Raw genomic sequence first — 6,720 nt, forward strand, 5'->3', positions numbered from 1 at the left:
AGGCGATGTTGCGCTGGCAGACCGCAGGAGAATCTCATGGTGAAGCCCTGGTGGCGATGATCGAAGGACTGCCGGCCGGGGTGGAGATCACCTCGCAGGACGTCCGTGACGCGCTGGCCCGCCGCCGTCTGGGATACGGCCGCGGCGCCCGCATGAAGTTCGAGGAGGACAAGGTCCGTCTGCTCACCGGCGTGCGCCACGGCTCCACGCTCGGCTCCCCGGTCGCCATCGAGATCGCCAACACCGAATGGCCGAAGTGGACCGAGGTCATGAGCGCCGATCCGCTCGACCACGAGATCGCCCGCGAGGGCCGCAACGCCCCGCTGAGCCGTCCCCGTCCCGGCCACGCCGACCTAACCGGCATGCGCAAGTACGGCTTCGACGACGCCCGCCCCGTGCTCGAGCGTTCAAGCGCCCGTGAGACGGCATCCCGCGTGGCGCTCGGATCCGTCGCCGCGAAGTTCCTCGAGCAGTCGCTCGGCATCCGCACCGTCTCCCACGTGATCTCCATCGGCGGCGCCTCGGTGGACGAGAACGCCCCGCTGCCCACGCCCGACGACGTCGCCGCACTGGACGCCTCGCCGGTGCGCACCCTCGACAAGGAGGGCGAGAAGCGCATGATGGCACGAATCGACGAGATCAAGAAGACCGCGGACACGGTCGGCGGTGTGATCGAGGTCATCGCTTACGGCGTGCCGGCAGGTCTCGGCACGTACGTGGAGTCCGACCGCAGGCTGGACGCCGCGCTGGCCGGCGCCGTGATGGGCATTCAGGCCATCAAGGGCGTGGAGATCGGCGACGGGTTCAAGGAGGCCGTCCGTCCGGGCTCGCAGGCCCATGACGAGATCGTGGTGAACGCCGACGGGCGCATCGACCGACTGTCGAACCGTGCCGGCGGCATCGAAGGCGGCATGTCCGACGGGCAGCCGATTCGCGTGCGCGCCGCGATGAAGCCGATCCCGTCCATTCCCCGCGCGCTGCGCACGGTGGACGTGCTCACCGGTGAGGCGGCCCAGGCCATCAACCAGCGTTCCGACACCACCGCCGTCCCTGCGGCCTCCGTCGTGGCCGAAGCCATGGTGCGTCTGACGCTCGCCAAGTTCGTGCTCGAGAAGTTCGGCGGCGACTCCGTGGCCGAGGTGCGTCGCAACGCCGAAGCGTATCTGGCGTCCTGGCCGGAGCACATGCGCTGAGCCGATTCCGGACAAGTCCGGACAAGCATCGGACCATCGGATATGCGGGGGATGACCCCGGAGGATACCCCCGCATGAGAGAGAAGAGAGAGACCGTATGAGACCCAAGGCCGTGCTGATCGGCATGCCCGGATCGGGCAAGACCCGCATCGGCGGTGACGTGGCCACGCTGCTGGACGTGGAATTCCGCGACTCCGACATCGACATCGAAGACAGGGAGGGCATGAAGATCCCCCGCATCTTCGAGGAGCGGGGGGAGGCGGAGTTCCGCCGCATCGAAGCCGACGTCATCATCGAGGCCCTGCACGGCTTCGACGGCGTGCTGTCCCTCGGCGGGGGAGCGCCCATGACCGTGCGGACGCGTGATGAGCTGAAACGCTACATCGATGCCGGCGGCACCGTGGTGTATCTGGACGCCGACCCCAACGAGGCCATCGCCCGGGCGTCCCGTTCCGGCAACCGTCCGCTGCTGGCCGACGGCGCCGCGAAGAAGTGGCGGCGACTGTACGCCGAACGGCACGACATCTACGTCGATCTCGCGAATCTCATCGCGCATACGAAAGGAAAGACCCCCATGCAGGCAGCACAACAGATAGCGGACACCGTCAACGAACGGGTCGTGCACATCGATGGGCTTGACCCCTATGACGTGCGCATCGGCTCCCATGTGGTCAATCATCTGGCCGACGTGCTCGGCGAGGCCCCGGTGCGTATCGCACTGATTCACACCACGCCGGTGCAGCGTCACTCCGACCGCGTGCGCGCCCTGCTGCGCCGGGCCGGATACGAGGTCTCCGACATCACCATCCCCGACGCCGAGGCGGGCAAGACCGTCGAGGTGGCGAACGGCATCTGGAAGCGTCTGGGCGACGAGGGCTTCACCCGCTCCGACGCCGTGGTCGGCCTGGGCGGCGGCGCGGCCACCGATCTGGCCGGCTTCGTGGCCGCCACGTGGATGCGCGGCATTGCCTACGTCAACTGCCCGACGTCGCTGCTCGCCATGGTCGACGCCTCCACCGGCGGCAAGACCGGCATCAACACCGAGGCCGGCAAGAACCTGGTCGGTTCGTTCTACACGCCCAAGGGCGTGCTCGCCGACCTGACCACGCTCGGCTCTCTGCCCAACGACATCTTCGTCGAAGGCCTCGGCGAGGTCGCCAAGTCCGGCTTCATCGAGGACACCGAGATCCTGCGCGTGCTCGAGGAGCATGCCGATCAGCTGCGCACGTTCGACCCGAATACGATCACGCCGGAACTCGAAGCGGTGATCGCCGAACTCATCGAACGCACCGTGACGGTGAAAGCGCATCACGTCTCCACCGATCTCAAGGAGAAGGGCAAGCGCGAGTTCCTCAACTACGGTCACACCATGGGCCACGCCGTCGAAAAGCTGGAGCACTTCCGCTGGCGGCACGGCAACGCCGTGGCCGTCGGCATGGTGTACGCCGCCGAACTGGCGAACATCCTCGGCTACATCGACCGCGATCTCGTCGAATACCATCGTTCGCTGCTGTCTTCGCTCGGCCTGCCGACCAGCTGGAACGACGGCAGTTTCGAGGACGTGCTCGCCCTGATGCACAAGGACAAGAAGGCCCGCGGCAACATGCTGCGGTTCGTGGTGCTCGACCGTCCCGGCCACGTCGTGCATCTGGAGAACCCGCCGGCCGATGCGGTCGAGGAGGCCTTCCGCCGCGTCCAGCAGTGAAATGGCGAAGCCGCGTCCAGCGGTCTCGTTCAGAATCGCGTTCAGAAACAAGGAGTAATCATGACCAAAGTGATCGTCGTCAACGGACCGAACCTCGGCCGCCTCGGCGTGCGCGAACCCGACGTGTACGGCCATCAGGATCTCGAGACCCTGCGCCGCGACTGCACCGCATGGGGCAGGGAGCTCGGCCTTGAGGTCGAGGTGCGGCAGACCGACGATGAGGCCGAGATCATCGGCTGGATGCACCGCGCGGTCGACGAGAAGACCCCGGTGGTGATGAACCCGGCCGCGTTCACCCACTACAGCTACGGCCTGTCCGACGCTGCCCACATGGTCACCGACGCCGGCCTGCCCCTCATGGAGGTGCACATCTCCAACCCGGCCGCACGCGACGCCTTCCGCCGCTACAGCGTGATCTCCCCGGTGGCCACCGGCACCATCACCGGCATGGGCTTCTACGGCTACAGGCTCGCCCTCGAAGCCGTCGCCCACCTGCTGGAGGGCTGACGGGGCGGCCGCATCATGGTTCGACGAGAATCGCGCACGATTCGTCGATGAGCTATGCGACCTCATCCGGTATCCGTCGGTCGCCGACGAATCCGATCCGTCACCCAGACCGGGGGCGCCGTACGGCCACGAGGTGCGTATCGTCAACGACGACATCGTCATCGGCCGTGGCGCCCTGGACGACAAGGGCGTTTCCCTAGTGAACTACAGTCTGCTGCGGTTCTTCGCCGAGCGAGGACAGTGTTTCCGGCATCGCGTACGCATGCTGTTCGGCGGCTCCGAGGAGCCGGCGCTGAATGACATCAAGTGGTTCGTGCGCCACGTCGGTGCACCGCATCAGGCCATCGTCACCGACGGTCCGTTCCCCGTGAACAACATCCAGAAGGGACTGCTCGACGTCGACGTGGCATTGCCCGTCGGCGAACGGCTGAGTGGATGGCACGCCGGCTCCTCGGCCAACACCGTTCCCGCTGTCGCCTCCATCGACCTCGCCGGCATGGACGTCGACGAGATCCGTGGATCAATCGATCATGCAGGATTGGACGCCGATACGCGCCGTCGCATCACGGTTACGCCGTCCGACCTCGCCGGCGCCGGGACGGTGACGATCGCCGCCCACGGCATATCCGGTCACGCATCCAAACCCGGTGGCACCATCAACGCCATCGCATTGCTCGCGTCCGTCCTTACCCGGTCCAGCCTGCTCGAGGGCCGAGATGCTGCCGTGGCGTCCGCTATCGCTCAATGGGCCGGCGACCCCTACGCCGGCACGCTCGGATTTGCGTTCAACAATGCGGAAAGCGGTCCGACGACCAGCAACCTCGGTATCATCCTGCCCGGTGCCGAATTCGGCGTGGACCATGAAGGCGATCGGGTGCCATCCGACGCCATCGTCATGCACCTCGACATCCGTTACGCCGTAGGACAGACGGCCGAGAGCATCCTTGCCGCGATTCGACGGCATGTGGAACCGCTCGGCGGACGACTGGTCAACATGCTGAACGATGATCCGTACTATGTGCCCGCCGACGACCCACGAGTCGAACTCCTGACCGACACCTACAACGACGTCGTCAACGATGCGGCTGCGAACACGGCGCCGGCCCGGCCCGTTGCCATGGGCGGCAGCACCCACGCCCGGTTCATCCCCGACGCATTGAACTTCGGTCCGGAATTCCACGCCGAATACGTGCCCTCCGTCGACGGCATCGTCATGGATTCGCCGGACTGCATCGCCCCCGGCACCGGCTCCGCCCACGGCGTAGACGAATGGGTGTCCATCCGCAACCTCAGGGCCGCGTTCGTCATGTACGCACTGGGCCTCATCCGTCTGGACCGGCATCTGGACGGCAGGGGATGGGGACTTTTTCGCATTTTGGTGTGTCAGGGACGTGCGGTTTCATTCGGCGTGTGATTGAAAAAACGAAAGAAACCGCGTGTCTTGGTAACGAGTTCCAGCGCATTTGATAGCCGGATCCTGCTCGGTCTGGACAGGCTGAGTCTGAATCCCGTCTCGCAGAGACATGTGACTGTGGACTCTCGTGCCGGTGTGTGGCTGATCGACTGCGAGCCGGCAGCCGAGACCGTCTGCTATTGCCGCGGATGTGTCGCCATGGGGATGGGTGGGTTCCTCGTGATGACGCCGGCTCTCGCACGCTCTTATCCAGATGATCAGCGACTACTATGCGCAGGAGGACCGCAGGAAAGCATAATGGCTGAACTCAGCGAATCCCTCTCCGCCAGAGGAGCCCCGCCCGAATGCCCAACTCACCACGCTTGGTCGTACCCTCAAGCGTCGCATGACGGACGTCCTCGCGTTCTTCGACCACCCCACGAAGCGAACGGGCCGACCGATGCCATTAACGGCTTGATCAGGTACTCTTAATAAGCTACGTCCGACAATTGGAACGCAACTCAGTAGTCATTATGTGGTGTCGCACCTTATGTGGTATGCCCTGATAATCGTTATTTTCGTTGTTACTGTTATTTCCGATATTATCGGAATATATGGTTGTCTAGTCCTGCATGGGGGTGCCGTCATGAATCAGTCGCAGGAGCAATCGGTTCTGAAGACGGAGCTGTTGCGGATTTTCGGCATGAAAGCCGTGCCACAGGAGGAGATGCCCGCGGACTCCATATGCCTGACGATCGGCGACGGACGTGTCATCCCCCTGACCAAGGACCAAGTCAGCCGGGTGATGGAGGCGCTCATGGTCGACGACGAGACGGACCTGATCCCTACCGGCCAAGTGGCTAGGATGCTGGGCGTTACCCCGGTGACGGTGCGACGGCTGTTGGACTCGGGTGCGATCCCGTACGTCCGCTACGTGGACGGAGGCAAGCGCATGGTCTCTCGCAGGGATGTGATCGAATTCATGGGTAGACGGTCCGTCTCTGATCAGCGCTGATATACCACGGCTACATGTCACGGCTTTGGGATGGGTGGATGTTCGACTCCCGATACGGCCTCGGATGAGTTGCCGCGTATGTGTCCGTGTGATCCGCCTCGGGTATGATTTTGCAGTACCATTTGTCCCATTTGTTCCGCGTTCCAACCAATGAATATTGTTGTTGTTCAAAATGGTGATGCATTCCCCAAAAGTAATTTCCAACTTAGCCTTTTATGCACCCCCAAGAGCCAGAAAACTTCTCAAGAACAAGAAGAAAGAAATGGTAAACATCACCGACTGGGATGCCAGTGAATATATAGCAACGGAAAAGGATATTATCCTTTACCTCAAAGCGGTCGCTGAGCTTGACGACCCAGAACTGTTGCAGGCAGCACTCGGCGACGTGTCAAAAGTCCGTAGCCGAAATCAATCGTCGACGAAGCATACGGTCAATCGCAAATTAAACGATGAACTCCGACATTGAATGGGCGGGACGAAGCTGAACTCGTTGAGTCTGGTCGCATCGCCCTTGCCGATGACGGAGTGACCGTCGAACTTCGTGTTGGCGTCCACGTCCTTCTGATCCCAGTTGCCGACGAGACCGTTAACGGCCTGAGAGGTGACGGACGCGGTCATGGAACGGGCCTGACCGGCCGGCCAGGATTCCTTGCCGTCGTCATGGCCGGGCACGTTCTGATCGCTCAGCACGTACTTGCCCTGCTTCGCCACGCTCAGGTCCCACCAGTAGAAGCCGGCGACCCACTTGTCGCACACACCGAGATCGGTCGGGGTGACGGCTGGCGAGGTGACGGTCGCGTTGGGGACTGTCCCAAGAAGTGTGTAACTGGCTTTGATCGCCGGTCGTGGGACCGGCGGGAAAGGGGCCTGTGATGAGCATGCCGACTGAGACAATGGAAACCATGAC

At 63.4% G+C, this 6,720-nt stretch carries 6 protein-coding genes; 5 read left to right on the forward strand and 1 reads right to left on the reverse strand.

Annotated features, from left to right (window positions below; genetic code table 11):
- Positions 1–5: 5 nt before the first annotated feature.
- The 5 genes from aroC to CSQ87_RS10595 all read left to right on the forward strand — a co-directional run bounded on the left by aroC (position 6) and on the right by CSQ87_RS10595 (position 5,813).
- A complete protein-coding gene (gene aroC, locus CSQ87_RS10575; protein ID WP_100513841.1) occupies positions 6–1,193 on the forward strand; it encodes a chorismate synthase in 1,188 nt (395 codons plus the stop codon).
- A gap of 97 nt (positions 1,194–1,290) precedes the next feature.
- The gene (locus tag CSQ87_RS10580; protein WP_100513842.1) at positions 1,291–2,898 is read left to right on the forward strand and encodes a bifunctional shikimate kinase/3-dehydroquinate synthase; all 1,608 of its coding nucleotides are present in this window, start codon (positions 1,291–1,293) and stop codon (positions 2,896–2,898) included.
- Between the two features lie 60 nt (positions 2,899–2,958).
- Positions 2,959–3,405, forward strand: a complete 447-nt coding sequence (locus tag CSQ87_RS10585) for a type II 3-dehydroquinate dehydratase (RefSeq protein WP_100513843.1) — start codon at positions 2,959–2,961, stop codon at positions 3,403–3,405.
- A gap of 133 nt (positions 3,406–3,538) precedes the next feature.
- A complete protein-coding gene (locus tag CSQ87_RS10590; RefSeq protein ID WP_243388918.1) occupies positions 3,539–4,819 on the forward strand; it encodes a M20/M25/M40 family metallo-hydrolase in 1,281 nt (426 codons plus the stop codon).
- A 682-nt stretch (positions 4,820–5,501) separates the two neighbouring features.
- Positions 5,502–5,813: a helix-turn-helix domain-containing protein gene (locus CSQ87_RS10595; RefSeq protein WP_165776833.1), complete on the forward strand. Its 312-nt coding sequence runs from the start codon at positions 5,502–5,504 to the stop codon at positions 5,811–5,813.
- Positions 5,814–6,221: 408 nt separating this feature from the next.
- On the opposite strand, the gene CSQ87_RS10600 is transcribed toward CSQ87_RS10595, so the two are convergent.
- Positions 6,222–6,569, reverse strand: coding sequence for a hypothetical protein (locus CSQ87_RS10600; RefSeq protein WP_100513846.1), 348 nt, complete (start codon positions 6,567–6,569; stop codon positions 6,222–6,224).
- Positions 6,570–6,720 lie beyond the last annotated feature (151 nt).

It is taken from the genome of Bifidobacterium simiarum (assembly GCF_002802905.1).
Lineage (GTDB): Bacteria > Actinomycetota > Actinomycetes > Actinomycetales > Bifidobacteriaceae > Galliscardovia > Galliscardovia simiarum.